Raw genomic sequence first — 23,083 nt, 5'->3', positions numbered from 1 at the left:
GACCGGCACCGGGGACTGCCCACCCGGCGCTCCCGTTCGAAGGCTGTTCGAACGGCGCGTCGCTCGGACGAGAACGCCGTGTGACGTTTTCGGCGCTCAATCGTTGGCGGAACAAAAGGAGCCACGCAACGCCGCACGGGACCGGTTTGTGGGGTGACGCGTGACCGGCCGGGCCTCGGGCCTGTCTGGTGGATACTCGCCCCCCACGTCGCCTGCTGCCGTGCATCGCAAGGCGCAGGCCCACAGCTCGCACTTTCCCCTCCTCGCAAGGGCCCACAACGCCGGCCCCGGGAGGGCCGCCAAGCCCGGATGCCGCGCAAGGCGGTGTGACGGGTGTAAAGATCCACCAGATCCACCAGACACGCCCTAAGCCGAGCGGGGACGGGGCCAGGCCCAGCGCCCGTCCACCGGCCGCGCCTCTGGCCCCTCGCCAACCGCGCCGGGTAACCTCGCAGCGAGGGCTACCCGCGAGTAGCCCGTTCCTCTGGGCGTGGGTTCGGCAAGGAGGCGCGGCGGTGGAGTTCGACGAGTACCGCAAGCACGACGCGGTGGGCCTGGCCGGGCTGGTGGCCGCGGGCGAAGTCAAGGCCACGGAGCTGCTGGAGCTGGCGATCGAGCGGGCCGAGGCGGTGAACCCGCGGATCAACGCCGTCGTCCGGCCGATGCACGCCTTGGCGCGCGAGCGGGCCAAAACCTCGCTGTCCGGGCCCTTCGCCGGCGTGCCGTTCCTGATCAAGGACCTGTCGCAGGACTACGCCGGCCTCCCCACCGGCAGCGGCTCGCGCTCGCTCGCCGACTTCCCGATGCCGGACCACGCCGAGGTGGTGCGCCGCTGGCTGGACGCGGGCCTGGTGGTGTTCGGCAAGACGAACACGCCCGAGTTCGGCGCGAAGGGCATCACCGAGCCGGAGGTCAACGGCCCGACCCGCAACCCGTGGGACACCGGACACACCCCCGGCGGTTCGTCCGGCGGCTCGGCGGCCGCCGTGGCCGCGGGCGTCGTGCCGGTCGCGGGCGGCAACGACGGCGGCGGGTCGATCCGCATTCCGGCCGCCTGCTGCGGCCTGTTCGGGTTGAAGCCCGGCCGCGGCCTCGTACCGAGCGGCCCCGTCTACGCCGAAATGCTGCACGGCGCGGCCGGCCACGGCGTGCTGTCCCGCAGCGTCCGCGACACCGCCGCGATGCTCGACGTCATCGCCGGCCCGGACCCGTCCGGCCCGTACCTGCCCGCGCTGCCCGACGCCCCGTTCGCCGAACTCGCCCGCCGCGACCCTGGCCGCCTGCGCATCGGCTACGCCACCGCCTCTCCGATCGGCACCGACGTCTCCCCCGACGCGATCGCCGCCGTCGAAGACGCCGTCGAACTCCTGCGCTCCCTCGGCCACGACGTCGAGGAAGCCAAGACCGGCGTCGACGAACGCCAGCTCGCCCGCGACTTCCTCAACATGTGGTTCGCGTCCGTCGCCGCCGAGGTCGACTTCGTGCGCCGCCTCACCGGCTGCGGCGAGGACAAGTTCGAGCTCGACACCCGGATCATGGCCGCCGTCGGCCGCGCCACCAGCGCCCCGTCCTACGTCGGCGCGCACAACCGCTGGAACCAGCACGCCCACCGTCTCGCCCAGTTCCACGAGACCTACGACCTGCTCCTCACTCCGACCCTCGCGCACCCGCCCGCGCGCATCGGCCAGTTGGCGACTCCGGTCTGGATGGAGACGGCCAGCCGCCTGCTCCTCGCGGTCCGCGGCGCCGGACTGCTCGCGAAGACCGACCTGGTCGACCGGATCGCGGACGAGAACCTGCGCTGGACGCCGTACACCCAGCTCGCGAACATCACCGGCCGCCCCGCGATGTCCGTGCCGACGTACTGGACGCCGAGCGGGCTGCCGCTCGGCGTCCAGTTCGTGGCCGGTCTCGGCGGCGAAGGCCTGCTGCTCGCCCTCGCCACCCAACTCGAGTCCGCACGCCCGTGGTTCGACCGCGCCCCGGACCTCTGACCGGCCCGCGGCATCCGCCACCCGCCTACCGTTCCGGCTCCGCCAGGAACCATCCCAGCGCCGGCGCCGCAATCGGCACGAAGCACAGGATCACGAACACGCTCTGCGGTCCCCCCGCGTCCGCCGCCACGCCGAAAACCGGTGAGATCAGCCCGCCGATGCTCACCGCGAGCCCCAGCGTGACCCCGGCCGCCGTGCCCGGCCGGGTCGGCAGATAGTCCTGCCCGAGCTTGACCAGCACCGCGAACGGAATGTTCAGCGCCAGGCCCGTCAGCACCGCGAACAGCAGCGGAGCGTACGGTCCCGGTGTCAGCCGCAGCCCCACCAGCATGGGAATCACCAGCACCCCGCCGAGTTGGACGGTACGCACCAGCCCGATCCGGTCCGCGATCCGCCCGCCCAGCAGCGTGCCGAGCACACCGCCGCCCAGGAACAGCGCCAGCGCGGTCCCGCCCAGCGCATGCGACGCATGCAGATGCTTGATCCAGTACAGCTCGATGAACGTACTGACTCCGAAGAACGTCACCGACCGGACGACTTCGATCGCCGTCAGCACCAGAAACGGCGGCCACCGGTCAACCCCGGTCCGCGTGGCCGAAGCCTTCGCCGCGAGCACCTGCTGCCGATGCCGATTGCGGTAGAGGACGTACGCCACCAGCACCGCCGGCGGAATGAACAGCGCCGTCGAGCCGACCCCCCACGCCACCAGCGCCGGAGTCGCCAGCACCGGCGCGAGGAAGAACCCGACACTGCCGCCCGCCGCGAACACGCTCATCGCCGCGGTGCTCTCCCCCGCCGCCTCCCGCGCCGACTTGCCCGCCGCCGGATGGAACATCGCCACCCCGAGCCCGGACAGCAGAACCAGCAGCCACACCCCGAAGTACGGCTGCACCAAACCCGACAGCCCGATCCCCAGCCCGGCCAACCCGACCCCGGCCGCCGCCATCCAGCCCACCCGCAGCCGGTCCACGAGAACGCCCAGGAACGGCTGCGGCACCGAACTGCCCAGCGTCGCCGCGAGCGTCAGACCCGACGCCGCCACATAGCTGTAGCCCCGGTCCAGCACGAAGTACGGCACACTCGCCGGCACCAAGCCCTGGTACAGGTCGTCGACCGCATGCGCGATCCCCCACAGCCGCATCCGCCGCCACACCGACTCGGCGGCGGCACCGTCCGGGTCCCGCGCCGCGGACGCTCCCGGCCCTGCCCGCTCACCGTCCACACCGTCGAGCACCTCGCCCGGGCGGTTGTCGACATCCGTCATCACAGCTCCGTTCCTTCGCCACCGGTCACGCCGGAGCACCCCTCGCGCACCCCGGCCCAGACCAGCCTTCCGAAACCACCCCCCTGCGGACTGTCGGTAGTCTGACCACTTATGTCGATAACCCGCCTCCCGCTGCCCGGCCCCACCCGGGAGACGCTCGCGCACCGCCAGCGCATCGACTGGCACGACCACGAGGTCAACCAGCTCATCAGCCCCGGCATCGGCGTCCTCGTCGTCTCGACACCCACCGGAACCTGGGTCGTCCCCCCGCACCGCGCCGTCTGGGTGCCCGCCGGCGTCGCCCACGCACACGAGGCCCACGGCCCCAGCGAAATGCGCACCCTCTGCTTCGCCGCCGACGTCAACCCGCTGCGCCTCGACAGGCCGACCGTCCTCGCCGTCAGCCCGCTGCTCCGCGAGATCGTCGCCGTCCTGACGGGCGCCGCGCACTCCCCCGACGGCACGTCCCCCGACCTTCCGCCGGAGATTCCCCAGGAACAGCGCCGCAACCTGGAACGCGTCGCCCTCGACCAGCTCCAACGCGTCGAAGCACTGCCGCTCGGCCTCCCCGCACCGCGCGACGCCCGGCTCCGCGACGTCGCGGCGCTGCTGACCGCCGACCCGGGCGACGGCCGGACGCTCACCGAACTCGGCGCCGCCGTCGGCGCGTCGGAACGCACCCTGAGCCGCCTCTTCCGCGCCGAAACCGGCATGAGCTTCCCCCAATGGCGCGCGCAACTGCGCCTGCATCACTCGCTGCGGCTTCTCGCCGGGGGCGCCTCGGTCACGTCGGTCGCGGCGGCCTGCGGTTACGCGACACCGAGCGCGTTCATCGAGTCCTTCCGCCGCGCCTTCGGCACGACCCCGGGGGCGTACCGCGGCGGCGGCGCGCACACCTGAGCGCCGCCGCCGGGTCAGCCGACCACGGGTCAGGCCCGCACGGTCTCGGCGAACTCCGGCACCCGCGCATTCACATACACCGGCTTCTCCGCCGGCCCGTGCCTGCTGGTGACAATCTGAGCGGGACGACGACGCACGGCGTCCGGCATCGAGCGGCCGGCGTCGAGCGGCCGGCATCGAGCGGCCGGCGTCGACGGGGCGTGTGGCGGGTATCGGCGCCGGTATGGCGAGTGGCACCCGAGAAGACGACGCCGACGGCACCCTTCGGCTGTTCGTCGCCGTCGATCCGCCGTCCGAGGCGAAGGCCGAACTGCGGCGTGCCTTGCGGCCGGTGGTGGCGCAGCGGCCGCGGTTGCGGTGGACGGACGACGGGGCGTGGCATGTGACGCTGGTGTTCCTCGGCGACGTCCCGGCCGCCACCGTGCCCGCGCTGCGTGAGGCGCTGGGTGCGGCGGCGGCGCGGCACGCGGAGTTCCATCTGATGCTGGCCGGGACCGACCGGTTCGGCGACCGCATCTTGTGGGCGGGTGTCGACGGCGACGTGCACCGGCTCCGGCTCCTCGCGGACGATGTGCGCGACGCGGTGGCGGGGTGCGGGCTGCCGGTCGAGGAGCGGCCGTTCCGGGCGCATGTCACGCTCGCCCGGTCGAGCAACGGCGACCGGCACGGGGTGGTGCCGGCCGCCGCGGCGCTCGGCGGCTTCGCGGGCGAGGCGTGGCCGGTGGACCGGTTGCGGCTGGTGGGCAGTACGTACGGCCGTGAGGCGGGCCCGGTGCGCTACTCCGACGTCGCGTCGTGGCCGTTGACCGGGACCCCGCACGTGCCAGGCCGATGATCACACCGGGTTGGGGGGTTCCCCGAAACACCACGCTTCCGTACCCGCCCCGCCCCGGACAAGCCGGTCATCCACAGCCCCATGGTCGTCCACAGCCGCCTTGCCCTCACACCGGTGCCGTGGCCGGCACCAGCCGCCGTGTCCCCCCGTCCACCGCGTAAGACTTCAGGTGCGTGACCGGGCTGTCGGCCTTCGTCCGGTCGGCGACCTTGTACCAGTCGAATTGGACCCGGGCCCGGGTCACGTCGAGGATGCCGCAGCCGTTGGACTCGGCTTCGCCCCACCGCAGGTGGGGGTTCATGGCGAGGATGCCGGCCACGATCCGCGCGCCCATGCCGCCCGGGTAGATGGTCGCGAACGGCGTCGACGTGACGGCGCCGACCACGAACTGGGAGGCGACCGGCGCCCCTCCGCCGGGAGACGGGACCTCCCCCGCCCACGACGAGTGCAGGTCGCCGGTCAGGAACACCGTGTTGCGCAGATCGTGGTCGCGCAGATGGGTGAAGAGCGCGGCCTGGTCGGCGCGGTAGCCGTCCCACTGGTCGGCGTTGAGGGTGGTCGGCGGGTCGGCCTGCCCGGTGGGCAGGATCCACGGCGCGGCCATGACCGAGCTGCCGATGAGGTGCCAGGCGGCGGGGCTGCGGGTGAGGCCGTCCTTCAGCCAGGCCATCTGGGAGGCGCCGGTGATGGTGCGGGCCGGGTCGTCGAGGGCCGCGGTGTCCGTCGGCAGCGCCTGCTGCGAGCGGAAGCTGCGCAGGTCGAGCATGGTCAGGTCGGCGAGGGTGCCGAACGCGAGCCGCCGCTGGGTGGAGCCGGGGACGGCTTGGCGGACCGGGAGCCACTCGAAGTAGGCCTGCCGGGCGGCGGCGACCCGGGCGGCCCACGGGCCTTCGGTGGCCGGGTCGTGGTCGCGGGCGCCCCCGGACCAGGTGTCGCCGCAGGTCTCGTGGTCGTCCCAGGTCGCGATGATCGGCGCGGACGCGTGCAGGGCCTGCAGGTCCGGGTCGGTGCGGTACTCGCCGTGCCGGGCGCGGTAGTCCGCGAGGGTGCGGCACTCGGTCACCGGGTCCATCGGCCGCACGTCGGTGCTTCCGGGGTGCCCGGCCCCGCTGCCGAACTCGTAGATGTAGTCGCCGAGGTGGATGACCGCGTCGAGGTCGGTACGCTCCGCCAGGTGGCGGTACGCGGCGAAGTACCCGTTGCTGTAGCTCACGCACGACGCGATGCCGAAGCGCAGCCCGTCGACCTTGGCGTGCGCGGCGGGCGCGGTCCGCGTCCGGCCGACCGGCGAGACCGTGCGGCCGACCCGGAACCGGTAGAAGTACGCGGTGCCGGGCCGCAGCCCCCGCACGTCGACGTTGACGGTGTGGTCGCGGTCCGGTCCGGTGCGGGCCGTGCCGGAGCGCACCGTGTGGCGGAACCCGCGGTCGGTCGCGATCTCCCACCCGACGTGCGCGGCGGGCCCGCGGCCGCGGCCGGGCCGGCAGTCGGGTTCGGGGGTGACGCGCGTCCAGATGACGACGGCGTCGGGCAGCGGGTCGCCGGACGCGACGCCGTGGCGGAACGCTTCGGAACCGGATTGCGCGGCTGCGGCGGCGTCCGGTCCTTCGGCCGCGTGCGCGGCGGGTGCGGCGGCGGTGCCGACCGCGGCGGCACCCGACGCGGCGGCGGTGAGCCGGATGAAGTCCCGGCGTTGCAAGGGGAGTCTGGTCATGGCGCGGAAACGTAACAGCGGCGGATCGCGGTCCGGAATGCCCGGCGGCTGGTATTCCGATTCGCTCTGGCCAGTCGGCGTCCCGGTGCCGGGCGGTGCCGGCCGGTGTGGGTGCTCGCCGCGTGTCGGTGCGGGGCGGTAGAACGTGGGGATGCCGACCGAGCACGACGTACGCGCGATGTTGCTGGACCTCCCGGAGGCCGAGGAGGTGGTCGTCGAGAACTGGGGCGACCAGCCGACCTATCGGGTGCGGAAGAAGATGTTCGCGCTGCTCGGCTACGGCGCGGACACCGTGTGCCTGAAGGCGACGCGGGAGACGCAGGCCGCGCTGGTCGAGGAGGAACCCGACGTGTTCCTGCTGCCGCCGTTCTTCGCCCGGCACGGCTGGATCGACGTCGTGTACGCGAAGGTCACCGGCGAGGAACTGGGCGAGCTGATCGAGGACGCGTGGCGGCTGACGGCCCCGAAGCGGGTGGTGAAGGCGTACGACGCGGAGCGGGAGGCCGCGGAAGACGCGTGAGCCGCATCGCGCGGAACACACAACGGCGCCCGGGTGCCGGCCTCGTGAGGGAGGCCGGCACCCGGGCGTCGTTCACGTCGTGCCGCGTAGTGCGTGGTGCGTGACGCGGCGGTCCTGTGCCGCGTTTTGTGTACCGCGTCAGAGAATTGCGCCCGGACGGTACTTCGCCGCCTCCGGGTACCGGTCGGCGACGGTGTCGACGCGGCGGACGACCTCGTCGACCTGCGCGGCCGCGGCGCCGGTGAAGGCGAGGCGGTCGGCGAGGATCGCGTCGAGGTCGGTGCGGCTGAGCGGGAGGCGCGCGTCCGCGGCGAGGCGGTCGAGGAGGTCGTTGCGCTCGGCGCCTTCCTCGCGCATCGCGAGGGCGGCGGCGACCGCGTTCTCCTTGATGACCTCGTGCGCGGTCTCGCGGCCGACGTCGGCGCGGACCGCGGCCATGAGGACCTTGGTGGTGCCGAGGAACGGCAGGTAGCGGTCGAGTTCGCGGGCGATGACGGCCGGGAACGCGCCGAACTCCTCGAGGACCGTCAGGAACGTCTCGACGAGGCCGTCGAAGGCGAAGAACGCGTCGGGCAGGGCGATGCGGCGCACCACCGAGCAGGACACGTCGCCTTCGTTCCACTGGTCGCCGGCGAGTTCCGCGGTCATCGACATGTAGCCGCGCAGGATGACGGTGAAGCCGTTGACGCGCTCGCACGAACGGGTGTTCATCTTGTGCGGCATCGCCGACGAGCCGACCTGGCCGGGCTGGAAGCCTTCGGTGACGAGTTCGTGGCCGGCCATCAGGCGGATCGTCTTGGCGAGCGACGACGGTCCGGCGGCGAGCTGGACGAGCGTCGACACGACGTCGAAGTCGAGCGAGCGCGGGTAGACCTGGCCGACGCTGACGAGCGTCGCGTCGAACCCGAGGTGCGTCGCGACGCGGTTCTCCAGGTCGGCGAGCTTGTCGCGGTCGCCGCCGAGGAGGTCGAGCATGTCCTGGGCGGTGCCGACGGGGCCCTTGATGCCGCGCAGCGGGTAGCGGGCGATGAGGTCCTCGAGGCGGGCGTACGCGACGAGGAGCTCGTCGGCGATGCTCGCGAACCGCTTGCCGAGGGTGGTGGCCTGCGCGGCGACGTTGTGCGAGCGGCCCGCCATGACCAGTTCGGCGTTGTCGGCGGCCAGCTCGGCGAGGCGTACGAGGACGGCGACGACACGGTCCCGGACGAGGTGCAGCGACTGGCGGATCTGGAGCTGCTCGACGTTCTCGGTCAGGTCGCGGGACGTCATGCCCTTGTGCACGTGCTCGTGGCCGGCGAGGTCGTTGAACTCCTCGATGCGGGCCTTCACGTCGTGCCGGGTGACGCGCTCGCGCTCGGCGATCGAGGCGAGGTCGACGTTCTCGACGACGGCTTCGTAGTCGGCGATCGCGGACTCGGGCACGTCGATGCCGAGGTCGGCCTGCGCGCGCAGGACGGCCAGCCACAGACGGCGCTCCAGGACGACCTTGTGCTCGGGCGACCACAAGGTCGCCAGGTCGGCGGAGGCGTAGCGGTTGGCCAGGACGTTCGGGATGCGGGGCTTGCTCGCAGGCTGGGGCGTCACGTTCGGCAAGCTTAACGGCCGGGGGCGGGCGGGTCGGCGGCGGCTCGCTGGGTGGGACGGGGGCTGGGGATGGCGCGACGGTATTGGGGTGCCGATTGCCGAGGCTGTGGACAACGGTTTTGCCCGGCACCCGCGCCCTGCGGAAACGTTGTTCCGGGGGACCCCCCAGCCCGGTGTGATCATCAGCCCGGATGTGGGGGATCCCCGCAGCTCACCCCCGGCTCACCCGAGCAGCGGGCCCGCCAACCGCCGCCACTCGTCCCGCGGCAACCCGGTCGCGCCCTCGCGCGACGGCAGCACGTGCAGCATCACCTCGTCCGCGCCCGCCGCCAGGTGCGCGCGCACCCGCTCCGCGACGGTCTCCTCGTCGCCCCACGCCACGATGGCGTCGACCAGCCGGTCGCTGCCGCCGTCCGCGATGTCGGCGTCGGTGAAGCCGAGCCGCTTCAGGCTCGCGGTGTAGTTGGCCAGCCGCAGGTACATGCCCATCGCGTCGCGGGCGATCGCGCGCGCCTTGTCCGCGTCCGGCTCCAGCAACACCTTCTGCTCCGGCGCCAGGAACGCGTCGGCGCCGAGCGCGGCCCGGGCCGACGCGGTGTGCTCCGGCGTCGTGAAGTACGGGTGCGCGCCCACGCTCCGCTCCCCCGCCAGCTCCAGCATCTTCGGGCCGAGCGCCGCCAGCACCCGCCGGTCCTTCCCGATCCCCGCGGCGTCCAGCGCGTCGAGGAACGCCCGCATCGCCGCCAGCGGCGGCAGGAACTCCACGCCTTCCCGGCGCATGAACTCGGCGTGGCTCACCCCGAGTCCGAGCAGGAACCGGCCCGGGTGCGCCTTCTCCAGCTCCTCGACGCCCGCGATGGCGTCGGCGGCCGTGAACGCACGGATGTTGAGGATCCCGGACGCGACGCGCAGCCGTTCGGTGGCGTCCAGAATCGTACGCGCGTTCTCGAACAGGTGTCCGGGGAAGGCCCCGCCGATCCACACGGTCGCATACCCGAGCGACTCCGCTTCCGCGGCCGCCGCACCGACGTCCGGATCCGACGAGAACCGGTCGACCCGCTCCCACAGCCCGATCCGCCCGCGCACCGCAGCCCCGCCGAACCCGTTCTCGGCCATGTTCTCGGCCATGTTCTCGGCCATACTGCCTCCCGATCGTGTGCCTTTCCGGGTGGCAACCCGGCAAGAGCGCGGCGCATTCCACGGAACCCGCGTCACCGAAGCGCACCGCCGCCCGGACCACCCGCAAGCACCGCACGCGCCGGGAACGCCACCGCCACCGCCGCGGCCACGAGAGCTCCGCTCGCCCACAGCGGCCCAAGGTCACCGACCGAACCACCCAGGCCGGCAGCCGCGATGAGCGGCCCGCCGGCGGCACCGACGTTGAGTGCCGCGGTCGCGTAAGAACCGCCCATCGCCGGGGCATCCGCCGCCTCGTACAAAACCCGCGTGATCAGCGTGCCGCCCAACGCGAACGACAACGCCCCCTGGACGAACACGAGCGTCAGCAAAGCCACGGGCCGCTCCGCAAGCACCGCCAGCGCGAGCCACCCGACGACCAGCAGCGGCCCGCAGACCGCGACGACCGGACCGGGGTGCCGGTCGGCCAGACGTCCGGCCGCGGTCACTCCGACGAACGACCCGCCGCCGAACAGCACCAAAGCAACGGAGATCCACAGCTCGCCCAGCCCCGCCGTGTCGGTCACGACCGGAGCGAGGAAGGTGAAGCTCGCGAACGTCGCCGCGTTCACCAACGCGGCGAGCAGCATGACCAGCAGCAGCCGCGGAGTCTTCAGCACACCCAGCTCCGCGCGCAGCGGCGACCCGTCCGTCGGCTTCTCCGGGCCGCGCCGCACCGGAATCCCCGCCACAATCCCCACGGCCGCGGGCACGCACAGCGCGGCCACCGCCCAGAAAACCGCCCGCCACCCGAGCAGCGTCCCCAGCACGGCTCCCCCGGGAACCCCGGCAATGGTGGCCACTGTCGTCCCGGACAGGAGCACGCCAAGCGCACGCCCCTTCTTGTGGGCGGGGACCAGCGACGTGGCGGTCGTCAGCGCGACCGCGAGAAACCCGGCATTGGCGAGCGCGGCAACGACCCGCGTCGCGCACAGGACCGCAAAGCTCGACGTGACGGCACCCACGGCATGCGCCGCCGCGAACACGAGGACGAACCCGAGCAGGCTCGACCGCGCGGGCCACCGCCGGGCGAGCGCGGCCATGAGCGGCGCTCCGACGACCATGCCGATCGCGAAGGCCGAGGTGAGCGCGCTCGCCGTCCCGACGGTGACGCCGAGGTCCGAGGCGAGGTCCGGCAGCAGGCCGGCGAGCATGAACTCCGAGGTGCCCATGGCGCACACGGCCAGGGCAAGCAAATACAAGGGAAGAGGCATCGAGTGGCTCCGAGACGAGGAGAACGACGGAAGGTCATCTCGTCATCGCGGTCAGCACCCCGTGGCCGCACGCGCCCGGCCGCGGCACGCGGCAGGACGGCAACCAGGGAATTTCAGCGGGGGTTCAGGGGGCTGACGGCGTGACCGCAAGCCCCCGACCTGTCCGACTCGGGACTCGACACGCCCCGCACGGTACCGCCCTGACCCCACGGAGGCACCCCTATTTCACGGGGCGCCGCGGAGGCGGGCCGACCGCTCGTCGGCCGACCTCCAGGGTGAAACCCGGGCACCGCCGGGTCCGAGCATCACACCGGACCGGGCAGCGTCGTGAGGATCTTGTGACCGTCGGATCGCGCAGGCCCGCAGCAGCCGGGGTTCCACGAACGCGGACCTGTTGGAGGTGCGGGCGTGGTCCGTGCTTGTGTTCGCGGCCGGCTGTCCAGGGGGTTTCCCGCCGCAGCGCGAGCGGGGTAGCGCCGTGGCGGAGGCGGCGTCCGCGATGTGGTCCACTGCGACGCCCTCGTGGTGGTCGATGTTCCCTGCCACAATCCGATAGGGTGATCACACCGACGCGGGGTGGAGCAGCTCGGTAGCTCGCTGGGCTCATAACCCAGAGGTCGCAGGTTCAAATCCTGTCCCCGCTACCACCGTTGGGGTCCGGCAAACCGCCGGACCCCAACCACTCACCCCACGGACCCGCCACCGTTCCGGCGCGCCGTCGGCTGTCACCGGCCGAGCTGCGGCAAGCGCGCTTCCTGCTCCGGAGGCGCCGGCGGTCGGCGGCCGCTTCGGGCGACGCGTCAAGCCGGTCAGGTGGCGGTGAAGATGCGGAACTGCTGGTTGTAGAGCTGGTGGCAGGTCCACTGCCAGATGTTCGCGCCGTCCTCGACCGAGTAGTCGCTGACGTCCACGCACTTGCCGCTGTTCTGGCTCACCAGAGTGAAGTAGGTTCCGCCGCCGTCGCCGGGCTCCACGATGCGCCACCGCTGGTTCGCGGTGCCGTTGCACTGCCACTGCCAGACGTTCCCGCCGTCATCCGTGGAGAACTCGGCCACGTCGAGGCACTTGCCACTGTGCTCGTTGACGATGTACCACAGGCGGTCCGCCCCCTGGCCGGAGGCCACGGCGAACCGCCAGCGCTGGTTGGAGTTGTTGTCCAGCCGACACGACCACTGGTGCACGTTCGCGCCGTTGTCGTATCCGAACCCCTCGACGTCGATGCATTTACTCGACCGCCGGTTGACCAACTGCACGTAGCTGCTCGGAGGTTCGATCACCTTGGGGATGCCGGACGAGGTATCCGAGGCCGACGCGGCCGGGGCCGCGACCGTACCCGAGCACGCCAAGGCAAGCGCCGCCGCAGCAGCCGCCAAAAGATCCCGCATGGCCCGCCTGCCTGTCGGTCCACCGCATCGGGCGGACGTGGAAGATCCACGGGCCCTGTAGCCGCAAACCACGCGAGCAAACTGTGGCAAACGGGTGGCATTCGACACCGCCGGGTATCGGCCGCGAAACCCCGCCGGCACGCCAAGAAGCGACACGTGGCGCACGCCATGCCATTCGGCCCCCTTGAACGGTGCCGAGCCGTCCCCCACTCACGGCAGACCAGCTCGACCTGCTCGCCTGCCTCCGACGGCGGATCCTCCCCGTCCATCCAAACCCATGCACGCCGGACAACTCGGCTCCGACAGTACGGCCGCCGGGGCGGCGGAGGTGTCGGTGATCGTCGATAGCTTTTCCTCGTTCCGCCGTACCGGTGCGGAAATCCCCCTCGCCGCAAAGGAGATCGTGTGCTGTCGGATTGGGAGGCGTCGAGCGCGGCACGGGTGCTGCCACCCGCGCGGCCGCGCAAACTCGCCAAGGTCCCGTTCGTCGAGCTGGCCGACGGGCGCCTGCAAGGCGTCGTGTCCAGCGGTTCGGACGTCAGCCGGGTGTATGTCTCGTCGGTCGCCGCCGGGGACTTCGCGTTCGCCTGCAGCACCAACAACAACCGGCCGTGCGGCGGCGCCCGCGGGTCGTTCTGCAACCACATCCGGGCGCTGATCGGCGAAGCGGTGCTGCAGTACGGCGGCGGGCGGGTCGCGCGGTACCTCCGCGCGGACACGGGTTCCCTGGGCGAGCCCGAGGCGGGCGCCGTCATCTCCGCGATGACCGTCACCCGTCCGCCACAGGGCGACACCAAGGCCGCGGCGCCCGTCTTCAGCCGCTTCCTCCGTCATCTGGCCTATCTGGAACTCGTCGCGTCCACCGAGCCGTTGCCCGAGATGCAGTGGTTCCCGCCGACCCGGGCGGCGGTGTGATGCGCGCCGATCTCCTCACCGAGCCCGTCCCGGGACTCGACGACGTCCTGGCCGCCGTCGACGCATTCGACCGCGCCCTCGTGCCGGGGCTGCTGCGCCCGCAGCCCGCCGCCGCGGCCGCCTTGGCCGAGCTCGCCTCCGCCGTGTCCGGAACCCCGCTGGCCGGCCGCGTCGCCGAAGCCGCCGAGAAGACCGCCGCCGGCGCCGCCGGCGAGGACCACTTCGCGGTCCTCGCGGCGGCCCGCACGGCGCTGCTCGGCGCCGCCCATGACGCGCTCGCCGACCGCGCCGACGAGGCCGCAGGCCGCACCCGCCTCGCCACGGCCGGCCCCGGAAACGGGGCCGGTGCGGCACCGAACCTCCTTGCCGCGGCCCGTTCGTGGCTGTGCGACCTGGCGCGGGCGGGCTGGGAGGGCATCGACCACGACCTCGTGTCCGGCGCCGCCCCGGTCGTGTCCGCCCTGCTGCCCGAACCCGCGCTGCGCCGCCTCGCCGCGCTCCTCGACGGCTTCGCCGCCGAACTGGCCGCGTCCTGTCCGGGCACCGCTCTCGACCGGGTCCCGGTCCGGCGCTGGGCGGACCTGTGGGCGCGCGGGATGATCCTCACGCAGCCCGGCGCGACCGGCGCCCCCGCGACCGGTACGGCGACCGGCCGCCTCCTGCCACTCGGCGTCGACCTCCATGAACACGCGACCGCGGTCCAGGCCCAGGTCCACGCCGTGTTCGAGCCCTCCGACGGCACCCCGCCGCGCCTGGTCCGGGCGAGTGTGTCGGCGCCGAAGCCGGACACCGTCGTCGGCGCGGGCGGATGGCAGCTGCTCCGCCCGCATATGGCGCTGCTGGCCGCCGTCGGCGAAGGGCTGTCCATGGACCTGGCGGACATGCCGGTCACCGCCGAAGGCGACCTCATATGGGACGACGACCACGCCCGGCCGGGTGCGCCCGCGGACCCGTTCGCCACCGCCCGCGTGGCCCTCGCCGATGTCGTGTACGCGCCCGCCGCGCCTCTCGACCGGCATCCGGCCCGCATCGCCGCACCCGTGCTCGTCACCGGCTACACCGTCGAGCAGCGGGACGGCGCGACGGCCTTCCTGCTCGCCGGCCACCGCCTTCCCGTCGACACCGACCGCATCCCTGCGGCGAGTCCGCTCACCCCCGCGTCCGTCGCGGCATCCGGCGCCTGCATCGGCCTGCTGCGCTGGGACGCGGGCGCATTCCACCTCCAGCCGCTCGCGGTCGAGACGACCGTCAAGAAGAAAGCCGTCGCGCTCCACGCCGGGGCGTGGGCGGGCGGCACGACCGACAAGGCCGGGGCCAAGGCCGAGAAGGCCGCGACCGACGCGGTGGCCGTGCTGCGCGAACGGGCCGGAAAGCTGCTGCGCCGGTGAGCGCCGAGACACCCCCGGCGGGGACGCCGGAATCCGTCCTGCCCGACGCCGACGAGAACCGCCGCCAAGTCCTCTACTGGCGGCTCCTCGCCCGACTGTTCGACACCGACGAGCAGGCCGCCCTGGAGACGGCGAGCCTCGCCGTCGTCGAGGACACCGGCCTGCCGCCCGCGCTGCTCGACCCGCAGGTCTCCGTCGACTCGATCGTGCAGCGCCACCCGGAGCTCGCCGCCGAGTTCGACGGCCTGATGGCCTGCGAACCCGATCCGGACGGCACCCGGGACCGCGCCGCCGAGGTCCGCCGCGCCGCCCTGGTGTCCAAAGTCCTGCTCAACGTCTTCGCCACCGGCTCCGGCACCGTTTCCGCCGGGCAGCTCGCCGGCTGGCAGTCCGACGCGGGGTGGCTGGAACGCGCCCTCGGCTGCCGGCCGGGCGACCTGCGCGGCGGCCGCGGCGGCGCCGCGGGTCCCGGTGTCTCGCCGACCGGCACCGGACGCCACCCCGGCACCCCGGACTTGAGCACCCTGATCCCGGCCATCGGCCCCGACCTGGCGGCCCTGGAAGCCGACCTGGTCAAACGCATGCACCTGCGCGAAGTGCTCGGCGACCCGGCCCTCGCGGCGCGGCTCACGCCGAGCATGTCGCTGATCGAACAGCTCCTGCTGGACAAGGACAACCTGTCCGGCGTCGCACTGGCCAACGCCAAGGCCCTCATCCGGCGCTTCGTCGACGAGGTCGCCGAGGTCCTGCGCACCCAGGTCGAGAAGGCCACCGTCGGGCCCGTGGACCGGTCGATCCCGCCCAAACGCGTCTTCCGCAACCTCGACCTCGACCGCACGATCTGGAAGAACCTCACCAACTGGAGCCCGGAGGAGGAGCGGCTCTACGTCGACCGCCTCTACTACCGCCACACCGTCCGCAAGACGAGCCCGTCCCGGATGATCGTGGTCGTCGACCAGTCCGGCTCGATGGTCGACTCGATGGTGAACTGCACGATCCTGGCATCGATCTTCGCGGGCCTGCCCAAGGTGGACGTCCACCTGATCGCCTACGACACCAAGGCCATCGACCTCACGCCGTGGGTGCACGACCCGTTCGAGACGCTGCTGCGCACCAACCTCGGCGGCGGCACCGACGGCACGGTCGCCATGGCACTCGCCCAGCCGAAGATCGCCGAACCCCGCAACACGGTCGTCGTGTGGATCTCCGACTTCTACGAATGGCGGACGGAGACCCTGTTCGCGAGCATGAGCGCCATCCACCGCTCCGGAGCCAAGTTCATCCCGGTCGGATCGGTCACCAGCTCCGGCCGGGCGAGCGTCAACCCGTGGTTCCGCGAACGCTTCAAGGACCAGGGCACGCCCGTGCTCTCCGGCCACATCCGCAAACTCGTGCACGAACTCAAGACGTTCCTCGGCTGATCCCGGCCGGGCCCGCCCGACCCCGGGCCCAGGTGCGGTCCCGCGGCCGGTGCGCCGCGCCCGCCCTTCCCGACGCCCCGCTTCCCCGCATGCCCAGAAAGGCTTTGCCATGTCCGACCTGCTGCGCGCCCCCGCCGAGATCAAGTACGCCGAGGAGCTCGACTGGCTGGAGTCCGTCGACGACGGGCCCAAGCCGTTCACCTGGCGGCTGTCGCCCAAGATGATCCGGCTGTTCGTCCTCGGCTCTCAGCGGTCCGACGGCCTCGACCGGGAGATCGCCCAGAAATGGTTCGGCGACCGCAGCCTGGTCGAACGCGCCATCGTGACCCTCGCGTCCGACCGCGGCCTCCTGCTCATCGGCGACCCCGGGACCGGCAAGAGCTGGCTCGCGGAACTCCTCGCCGCCGCCGTGTGCCGCAACTCCACGCTCGTCGTGCAGGGCACCGCGGGCACCACCGAAGACCACATCAAGTACTCGTGGAACGTGTCCATGGTCATCGCCCAGGGCCAGTCCCGGGAGTCGATGATCCCCTCGCCGATCATGACCGCGATGGAGGGCGGCGCCATCGGACGCTTCGAGGAGCTGACCCGGTCCACCAGCGACGTCCAGGACGCGCTGATCTCGATCCTGTCCGAGAAGTACATCTCGGTCCCCGAACTGGACAGCGACGGCATCGTCTTCGCCAAACCCGGTTTCTCGGTCATCGCCACCGCCAACAGCCGCGACCGCGGCGTCAACGACCTGTCCTCCGCGCTCAAGCGACGCTTCAACTTCGTGCGCATCCCCGTGGTGACGAACAAGAAGAGCGAGACCGAGATCGTCCGCTTCCGCACCGAGGAACTCCTGCGGCGGCACGAGATCGACCTCGACGTCCCGCCGAACCTGCTCGACGTCCTGCTGCAGAGCTTCGCCGACCTGCGCGCCGCGGCGGCGTCCGCGGGCAGCGACGACGAGAAACTGGAGTCCGCCCTCTCCACCGCCGAGCAGATCGGCGTCCTCGAAGACGCCATCCTGCACAGCAACTTCTTCGGCGAACGCGCGCTGACCGCGCACACCCTGGCCGGCTCGCTGGTCGGCTCCCTCGCGCGGCGCGAACCGGAGGACCTGGCCATCATCAACAAGTACCTGCACGGTGTCGTCGAGCCCCGCAGCAAGGACCAGGGCGGCGTGTGGCCGGAGTTCCTGGCGGGCGGCCGCGACGCGATCGCCGCGATGTCATGAGCGCCCCGGCCGAAGGCACCTTCGCCGCACTCCGACAGGAACTCCAGGACGCCGCGACCGCGTTCGCCGACGGGCCGGACGCGCTGGAAGGCATCCTGCTCGGCATCGTCGACGACGTCGACCGCGCCGTGCGCGAGCCCCTGGAGATCTTCCCGGTGTGCCACCACTCGCCGGCGTCCGCGATCGCCATGGCCCGGCGGCTGCGCGAGAAGCAGCCCAAGGTGGTGTACCTCGAACTGTGCGAGGACATGGCGCCGCTCCTCACCGAACTACGCAACTGCACCCTCCCGGTCGCGGTCCAGTCCTTCGCTTCCGAGATCGACGGCTTCCCGGCCGAGTGGGCGCCGCTGTCGGTGGTCGCGCCCGTCACCGAGGCGTCCGCCGAGTACCAGGCGATCGCCTACGCGCTGGACACGCCCGGCGTGGAACTCGTCCTCGTCGACCGCTCGTCCGACCACGTCTTCCAGTGGGAGCCGCCCGCCGGGGGCCCGGCCGAGCCTGCCGACCCCGACGCGCCCGCCGCCGACGGCGACACCGCCCTGCACGGCGAGGCGGTCGGTGTGGACATCGGCGACCTCCGTCCCCGCTTCGCCGAACTGGAAGAACACCTGCTCCGGCACGGCCGCGTCCGGCACTGGTCCGAATGGTGGCACCAGTACGTCGAACTCCCGCTCGGCGATGCCGACCACGACACCTACCGCCAGGTGATGCTGCTCATCGGCAGCCTGTTCCGGCGGCTCGCGCCGGGAGACCCGCGCCGGGTCCGGGTCGACGAGGACCGTGAGCGGTACATGTGGACGCGCATGCGCGAACACCTGGCCTCGACCGGCACCGACCCGGAGGACTGCCTGTACGTCTGCGGCGCCTTCCACGCGGCCAGCCGGGTGGCGGAGTTCGGCGTGGACGGCGCGGACGGGTTCGTCATCGCGCCGCCCAGCGGGACGACCTGGCAGCACGGCCTGATCCCGTCCAGCCACGCCGCGATCGAGGCGCAGTTCGGCCTCGCCGGCGGTTCGGTCTCGATCGCGGCGACCGTGTGGGCGAAGAACCTCAAGCGGACCGGGGTGGCGCCGTTCCGGCTGGCGGGCCAGGGCGGCGCGGCGAAGTCCGCGGGGCGGACGGCCCGCAAGGCGGTCGCCGCGGCCGCGGCTCGGACCGCCGCTCCGGCTTCCGCCGCGGACACCGCGGGGGACGCGGCCGCCGCGGACAAGCTGTCCGGGTTCCTACGCCGGCCGCCCGTCCTCGACCGGCTCGACGAGGCCGAGCTCCTCGGCTGGTCGGTCGACGTCGTGCACGCGGCACGGCGCAACGGCTACCTTGCCTCGACCGCGGACGCCATCGCCGTGTTCGAGACGTCGATCCTGCTGGCCGGTCTGCGGGACCGCGCCAAGCCGACGCCGTACGACTTCCAGGACGCGGCCGTCACCTGCATCGAGAAGGACACCGTGCCCGGGCGGCGGGACGTCCGGCGCATCGTCGAGATCATGATGGGCGGGGACCGGATCGGGCGGGTCGGCTACGACGCGCTGCCGCCCCTGGCCCGCGACGTCCACGACCGCCTCGCCCCTCTCGGCCTTCCGCTGGAACGCCGCGGCGTGCAAAGGGCGTTGCTGGACATCGCGGGCCGGCCGGAGCTCGGTCCGTGCTCCGACGTGCTGTGGATGCTGCGCCACCTGATGCCGCACGGCGCCGCCCGCCCCATCATGGGCGAACGCCGGCTCGGGGAGCGGTCCCTCCAGGAATCCTGGGACCTCGCCCTGGGTACCCACCAGCGCGCGCTGATCGAACTCGGCTACGAGGGCGTCAGCATCGAACAAGTCCTCGAACAGCGCCTGCGGCGCAAGGCCTACGGGCCTCAGGCCACCGCCGCGACGGTCCTGGAAGCCGTCGAGGAGGCCGAGCTGTACCTCGGCAGCCGTCGGCTCGCCGACGAGCTGGGCATCCGGGCCTTGGAGGTGCTGTCGGCCGAGCGGTCCGTCGACGGCGCCCCGGAGGTGCTGCGCCGGGTGCGGCGGCTGCTGGCGTACTACCGGACGAGCATGCCGGTGCTGCCGGGCTGGGTGGAGTCGTTCGTCGCCACGGCGTACGCGCACTACTGCACGCTGCTGCCGGTGGCTTTCGCCGACGAGGACGCGGGCGTGCGCCACGTCGCCGCCATGCTCGGCTTCCTGTTCGGCATGGAGGGCCTGGCGCTGTCGCTCGGCTGCGACCGCACCCAGCTGGAACTCGCGGTCGCCCAGTCCCACCCCGAGGACCCCGGCAAGACGGCCCTGTTGTGGGCGGCCCACGTCCAGCTCGGCACCCTGACCAGGGCCGACCTGCGCGAGCGCTGCGACGGACTGCTGGGGAACCCGCTCGTGCTGCCCGCGTACCCGCGCTACCTCAGCGGGTTCGTGCACGCCCTGGAACCGGTCCCGGGGCTCGCCGACTTCGTCGTCGAGGCGGTGTCCAACGCCTTCGGGCGGCTCCCGGACCCGGTCCTGCTCCCGTGGCTGCCCAGCCTGATCGGCACCCTGCGGGCGGGCGGCGCGGACCTCGCGCCGCTGATCATCCGCGAAGCGGGACGGACGTTCCCCGGCCGACTCGCCGACCTGGACACGTGGGTGCCGCCGTGGCGCCGCCCCGGCGCGGACGAACCCCTGGTGTTCGGCCGGCCCGTAGCGGGCCCGGGGACCGGTGGGCTCGCGCTCCTGGCGGACCATCCCGCGACCTGCGACGCGGTGGCCGGACTCCTCGGCTGCGACGGCGCATGGCAGGCCGCGGGCCCCCCGGCCCACCCGGCCGACGTACTCCTCACCCGGCACCCCGACACGGCCGCCGAGCTTGCGGTGCTCTTCGCGGCGGTCTGACCCGTGCCGGCACCGAAGGCGAGCCGGACCGGTCGTGCGTCGACGTCGACTCGACACCGGTGAGGGCGTATCCGGATGCCGCGCGGGCGCAACGCGCCCGCGCGGCCACGCGCACCGTCAACCGACTGACGCCGATTAGGGACTGTTCGGGGTTTAGATCTTCATGCTGCGGATTCGGAGAATCGCCCCGGGCGACCTCCAGCGCAGATAGTCAGTGACTATATGTGCACGTATAGTCACTTTGTGTTGGTGTCATCTGAAGGAGACATGTCATGCGATCCGCCCAGGTCACCCTGCTCAAAGCGACGGCCGCCACTGTCGCTGCCACATCTGTACTCGCCCTCGCAGCGACGCCCGTGCACGCGTCCCCGGCCCGTGTGGATACCGCGATGGCCCGCTACAGCGTGCCGCTCTACGCCGAGAGAAGCCTCAGCAGCGGCGTAGTCGGCAACATCGTCATCGGAGTCGAGTACCAGGTAACCCTTGGCTGGGAGAGGGGGGAGGCCTTCCCCGACGGCTACTGCGGAACGTCCGGAACGGTGAACGACCATTGGCGCCGGGTCATCCTCGTCGAAGGGGAGAGGGCTGGCTGGACCTCGACCACGTGCATCTACTAGGGCCTGTTCTGAGTTCGGATCACGATCGGGTCATTCCGGCCTCGGCGGCCGGGGGAATGGGGTAGACCGGACGGCATGACCCGGGGTGATCTGTCGGATGGCGAATGGGAGTTGGTCGAGCCGCACCTGCCGTTGGGGGTGTCCGGGCCGATTCCTGACCTGCGGAGCTACTTCAACGCGGTGATGTGGCGGTTCCGGACCAGCAGCCCGTGGCGGGACGTCCCGGATCGCTACGGTTCCTGGTCGACGGTCTAACCTACGCGGCGCCATCCTCTGGCTCCGCAGCCTCCCCACACAGCCATGATCCGAACCCAGAACAGGCCCTAGTCGCAGTTGAGGTCGCCCGGGAGTTTCCCCTCCAGCAGGTATCCGTCGACCGCGTGGTCGACACACGAGCTTTCGCGGTAGAACGCCACATGGCCGTCGCCGTCATACGTGATCAGCGACGAACCCGGCAGCTGCTCCTTGTAGCGTGCGGCCGCGACGTGCGGGGTGGCCGGGTCGCGTGTCGTACTGATCAGAAGCAGGCCGGGCAGCTTGGCGGCGTCCAGCCGCGCGGGCCGGTCGGCTCCGGGCGCCGCGCAGTCCGCGGCCCAGCTCCACACCACGGACGGGCCGATGACCGGCGCGGTCGCGGAGACGTCCCGTCCGAGGGCGGCGGCTTCGGCGGCGCTCAGGAAGCGGCCGTCCGCACAGTTGATCTCGAAGTAGCCCGGGAGCGAGGACTCTTTGTAGGTGCCGTCCTTGGCGCGGTCGCTATATGCGTCGAAGGCGTTGAGCATGTACTGGGCGTCGCCCGCGTACAGCGACTTCAGGATCACCCGCAGGCTGGGCCACGCCTGAGGGCTGTACAGGTAGGCGCATATGACCGTGCTGGCCATGCCCTCGTCGACGGCCCTCTTGCCGACCTTGGCAGGACTCGCGCTCAGCTTGTCCAGCTTGGCGCGCATGCTCGCGGTGGCGTTGTCGACGCTGCCCTTGAACGGGCAGTCGGCCTTGCCGATGCAGTCCTTGGCGAAGGCGCGGAAGGCCAGTTCGAAGCCTTCGGCCTGCTCGCGCGCCAAGGTCATGCGGTCGGAAGCCGGGTCGAGCAGGCCGTCCAGCACCAAGCGGCCGACCCTGCCCGGGTGTCGCTGGGCGTAGCGGGCGCCGAGGTAAGTGCCGTACGACGTGCCCACGTAGTTGAGCTTCTCGTCGCCGACAACGCCGCGCAGGACGTCCATGTCGTCAACTGCCTCGGTCGTGCCGATGCGCGGGAGCAGGTCGCCCATGCGGGCGGCGCAGCCCTGTCCGAACTCCTTCAGCACGGCGGCGGCGGACTCCACCTGGGCGGCGTCGGGCGTCGGGTCGATCGACTGGAGGCGGTCCATCAGCGGGCCGTCCGCGCAGTCGACCTGGCCGCTGCCGCCGGTGCCGCGCGGGTCGAAGCCGATGATGTCGTACCGCTCGGCCAGGCCGGGGCGGGACGCCGCGAGCTTGGTGACGGTGTAGCGCACCCCGCTGCCGGGACCGCCCGGGTTGGTGGCCAGTGACCCCAGGCGGCTGCCCGCGCCGCCCTGCGCGGGCAGCCGGTACACCGCGACCTCGATCGACTTCGTGCCGGGCGCGCCGTAGTCGAGCGGGACGCGCATCTTGGCGCACTGGAGCTTGCGGTCGACGGCCGCTACGGCGGAGTCGGCCTTCCGTGCGTCGGGGTCGGCCTTGCAGGGCGCCCAGTCGAGCTTCTGTGCGTAGAAGTCCTTGAGCGCGGGGTTGTCGGCGCCTACTGGCGGCGGGGCCTGCGGGGACGGGGTGGCTGCGCCCGGGGCCGGGGACTGGGCCGCGGGGGTGGTGGCGTTCTTGGCCGCGGTTTCGGCCTTGTCGGAGGACGAACTGCAGCCTGCGACAAGGGCGGCTGCGACCAGCGCGGCGGGCAGAGCGCGGCGCAGGAAGGGGGACGAGGGGACGTGATTCACAGGCAGAGAGGTATCACCCGGCCGAAAGCCCTGTTCAGGCACCCCTTGGTTGGGGCACGAAGGAGGCGCGACGGCCTAGGGGTCCGTGGGCGCAACGTTTCCGCATTCGAGCCGTGGACGGTACGAAGGT

At 72.3% G+C, this 23,083-nt stretch carries 18 protein-coding genes and 1 tRNA gene; 12 read left to right on the top strand and 7 right to left on the bottom strand.

Going from position 1 to position 23,083, the window contains the following annotated elements:
- Positions 1-515 precede the first annotated feature (515 nt).
- On the top strand, positions 516-1,994 hold the full coding sequence (locus ABEA93_RS15330; RefSeq protein ID WP_345676083.1) for an amidase: 1,479 nt from the start codon (positions 516-518) through the stop codon (positions 1,992-1,994).
- A gap of 25 nt (positions 1,995-2,019) precedes the next feature.
- Here the strand turns inward: ABEA93_RS15330 and ABEA93_RS15325 are convergent, their stop codons facing one another.
- Entirely contained in the window at positions 2,020-3,258 is a 1,239-nt protein-coding gene (locus ABEA93_RS15325) for an MFS transporter (protein WP_345676082.1), read from the bottom strand.
- A gap of 111 nt (positions 3,259-3,369) precedes the next feature.
- Between ABEA93_RS15325 and ABEA93_RS15320 the strand changes: the two genes are divergently transcribed.
- Complete coding sequence (locus tag ABEA93_RS15320; RefSeq protein WP_345676081.1) at positions 3,370-4,158, top strand: AraC family transcriptional regulator; 789 nt, start codon at positions 3,370-3,372, stop codon at positions 4,156-4,158.
- 223 nt (positions 4,159-4,381) lie between these two features.
- Positions 4,382-4,993, top strand: coding sequence for an RNA 2',3'-cyclic phosphodiesterase (gene thpR, locus ABEA93_RS15315; protein WP_345676080.1), 612 nt, complete (start codon positions 4,382-4,384; stop codon positions 4,991-4,993).
- Between the two features lie 106 nt (positions 4,994-5,099).
- Here thpR and ABEA93_RS15310 read toward each other — a convergent pair whose 3' ends face one another.
- Positions 5,100-6,707 (bottom strand): alkaline phosphatase D family protein, encoded by a 1,608-nt coding sequence (locus tag ABEA93_RS15310; protein WP_345676079.1) that lies wholly within the window; start codon positions 6,705-6,707, stop codon positions 5,100-5,102.
- A 151-nt stretch (positions 6,708-6,858) separates the two neighbouring features.
- Here ABEA93_RS15310 and ABEA93_RS15305 point away from each other — a divergent pair, with 151 nt between their 5' ends.
- On the top strand, positions 6,859-7,227 hold the full coding sequence (locus ABEA93_RS15305; RefSeq protein WP_345676078.1) for an MmcQ/YjbR family DNA-binding protein: 369 nt from the start codon (positions 6,859-6,861) through the stop codon (positions 7,225-7,227).
- 138 nt (positions 7,228-7,365) lie between these two features.
- Here ABEA93_RS15305 and purB read toward each other — a convergent pair whose 3' ends face one another.
- From purB to ABEA93_RS15290, 3 genes are all read right to left on the bottom strand, one after another.
- Positions 7,366-8,811: an adenylosuccinate lyase gene (purB, locus tag ABEA93_RS15300; RefSeq protein ID WP_345676077.1), complete on the bottom strand. Its 1,446-nt coding sequence runs from the start codon at positions 8,809-8,811 to the stop codon at positions 7,366-7,368.
- Positions 8,812-9,033: 222 nt separating this feature from the next.
- Positions 9,034-9,951: an LLM class F420-dependent oxidoreductase gene (locus ABEA93_RS15295; protein ID WP_345676076.1), complete on the bottom strand. Its 918-nt coding sequence runs from the start codon at positions 9,949-9,951 to the stop codon at positions 9,034-9,036.
- A 71-nt stretch (positions 9,952-10,022) separates the two neighbouring features.
- The gene (locus ABEA93_RS15290) at positions 10,023-11,201 is read right to left on the bottom strand and encodes a Cmx/CmrA family chloramphenicol efflux MFS transporter (RefSeq protein WP_345676075.1); all 1,179 of its coding nucleotides are present in this window, start codon (positions 11,199-11,201) and stop codon (positions 10,023-10,025) included.
- Between the two features lie 570 nt (positions 11,202-11,771).
- On the opposite strand from ABEA93_RS15290, the gene ABEA93_RS15285 reads away from it, so the two are divergent.
- Positions 11,772-11,848, top strand: a tRNA-Met gene (locus ABEA93_RS15285).
- A 162-nt stretch (positions 11,849-12,010) separates the two neighbouring features.
- On the opposite strand, the gene ABEA93_RS15280 is transcribed toward ABEA93_RS15285, so the two are convergent.
- Positions 12,011-12,586: an RICIN domain-containing protein gene (locus ABEA93_RS15280; RefSeq protein ID WP_345676074.1), complete on the bottom strand. Its 576-nt coding sequence runs from the start codon at positions 12,584-12,586 to the stop codon at positions 12,011-12,013.
- A 408-nt stretch (positions 12,587-12,994) separates the two neighbouring features.
- Here ABEA93_RS15280 and ABEA93_RS15275 point away from each other — a divergent pair, with 408 nt between their 5' ends.
- The 7 genes from ABEA93_RS15275 (at position 12,995) to ABEA93_RS15245 (ending at position 21,253) form a co-directional block, all read left to right on the top strand.
- Positions 12,995-13,501, top strand: coding sequence for a hypothetical protein (locus ABEA93_RS15275; RefSeq protein WP_345676316.1), 507 nt, complete (start codon positions 12,995-12,997; stop codon positions 13,499-13,501).
- Positions 13,471-14,889 carry a hypothetical protein gene (locus ABEA93_RS15270; RefSeq protein WP_345676073.1) on the top strand — a complete coding sequence of 473 codons (1,419 nt, stop codon included), beginning with the start codon at positions 13,471-13,473 and terminating at the stop codon, positions 14,887-14,889. Before ABEA93_RS15275 ends, ABEA93_RS15270 begins: the two co-directional genes overlap by 31 nt.
- Positions 14,886-16,310: a vWA domain-containing protein gene (locus ABEA93_RS15265; RefSeq protein WP_345676072.1), complete on the top strand. Its 1,425-nt coding sequence runs from the start codon at positions 14,886-14,888 to the stop codon at positions 16,308-16,310. Before ABEA93_RS15270 ends, ABEA93_RS15265 begins: the two co-directional genes overlap by 4 nt.
- A 109-nt stretch (positions 16,311-16,419) precedes the next feature.
- Positions 16,420-17,532: an ATP-binding protein gene (locus ABEA93_RS15260; protein ID WP_345676071.1), complete on the top strand. Its 1,113-nt coding sequence runs from the start codon at positions 16,420-16,422 to the stop codon at positions 17,530-17,532.
- Positions 17,529-20,381 carry a DUF5682 family protein gene (locus ABEA93_RS15255; protein ID WP_345676070.1) on the top strand — a complete coding sequence of 951 codons (2,853 nt, stop codon included), beginning with the start codon at positions 17,529-17,531 and terminating at the stop codon, positions 20,379-20,381. Before ABEA93_RS15260 ends, ABEA93_RS15255 begins: the two co-directional genes overlap by 4 nt.
- A 272-nt stretch (positions 20,382-20,653) precedes the next feature.
- Positions 20,654-20,998 carry a hypothetical protein gene (locus ABEA93_RS15250; protein WP_345676069.1) on the top strand — a complete coding sequence of 115 codons (345 nt, stop codon included), beginning with the start codon at positions 20,654-20,656 and terminating at the stop codon, positions 20,996-20,998.
- Positions 20,999-21,073: 75 nt separating this feature from the next.
- Positions 21,074-21,253, top strand: coding sequence for a transposase (locus ABEA93_RS15245; protein ID WP_345676068.1), 180 nt, complete (start codon positions 21,074-21,076; stop codon positions 21,251-21,253).
- 68 nt (positions 21,254-21,321) lie between these two features.
- Here ABEA93_RS15245 and ABEA93_RS15240 read toward each other — a convergent pair whose 3' ends face one another.
- A complete protein-coding gene (locus tag ABEA93_RS15240; protein ID WP_345676067.1) occupies positions 21,322-22,953 on the bottom strand; it encodes an alpha/beta hydrolase in 1,632 nt (543 codons plus the stop codon).
- Positions 22,954-23,083: the final 130 nt, after the last annotated feature.

It is taken from the genome of Yinghuangia aomiensis (assembly GCF_039542225.1).
GTDB classification, from domain to species: domain Bacteria; phylum Actinomycetota; class Actinomycetes; order Streptomycetales; family Streptomycetaceae; genus Yinghuangia; species Yinghuangia aomiensis.
Note: the sequence above shows the minus strand (reverse complement) of the source record. Positions and strands in the feature narration are given on the sequence as shown.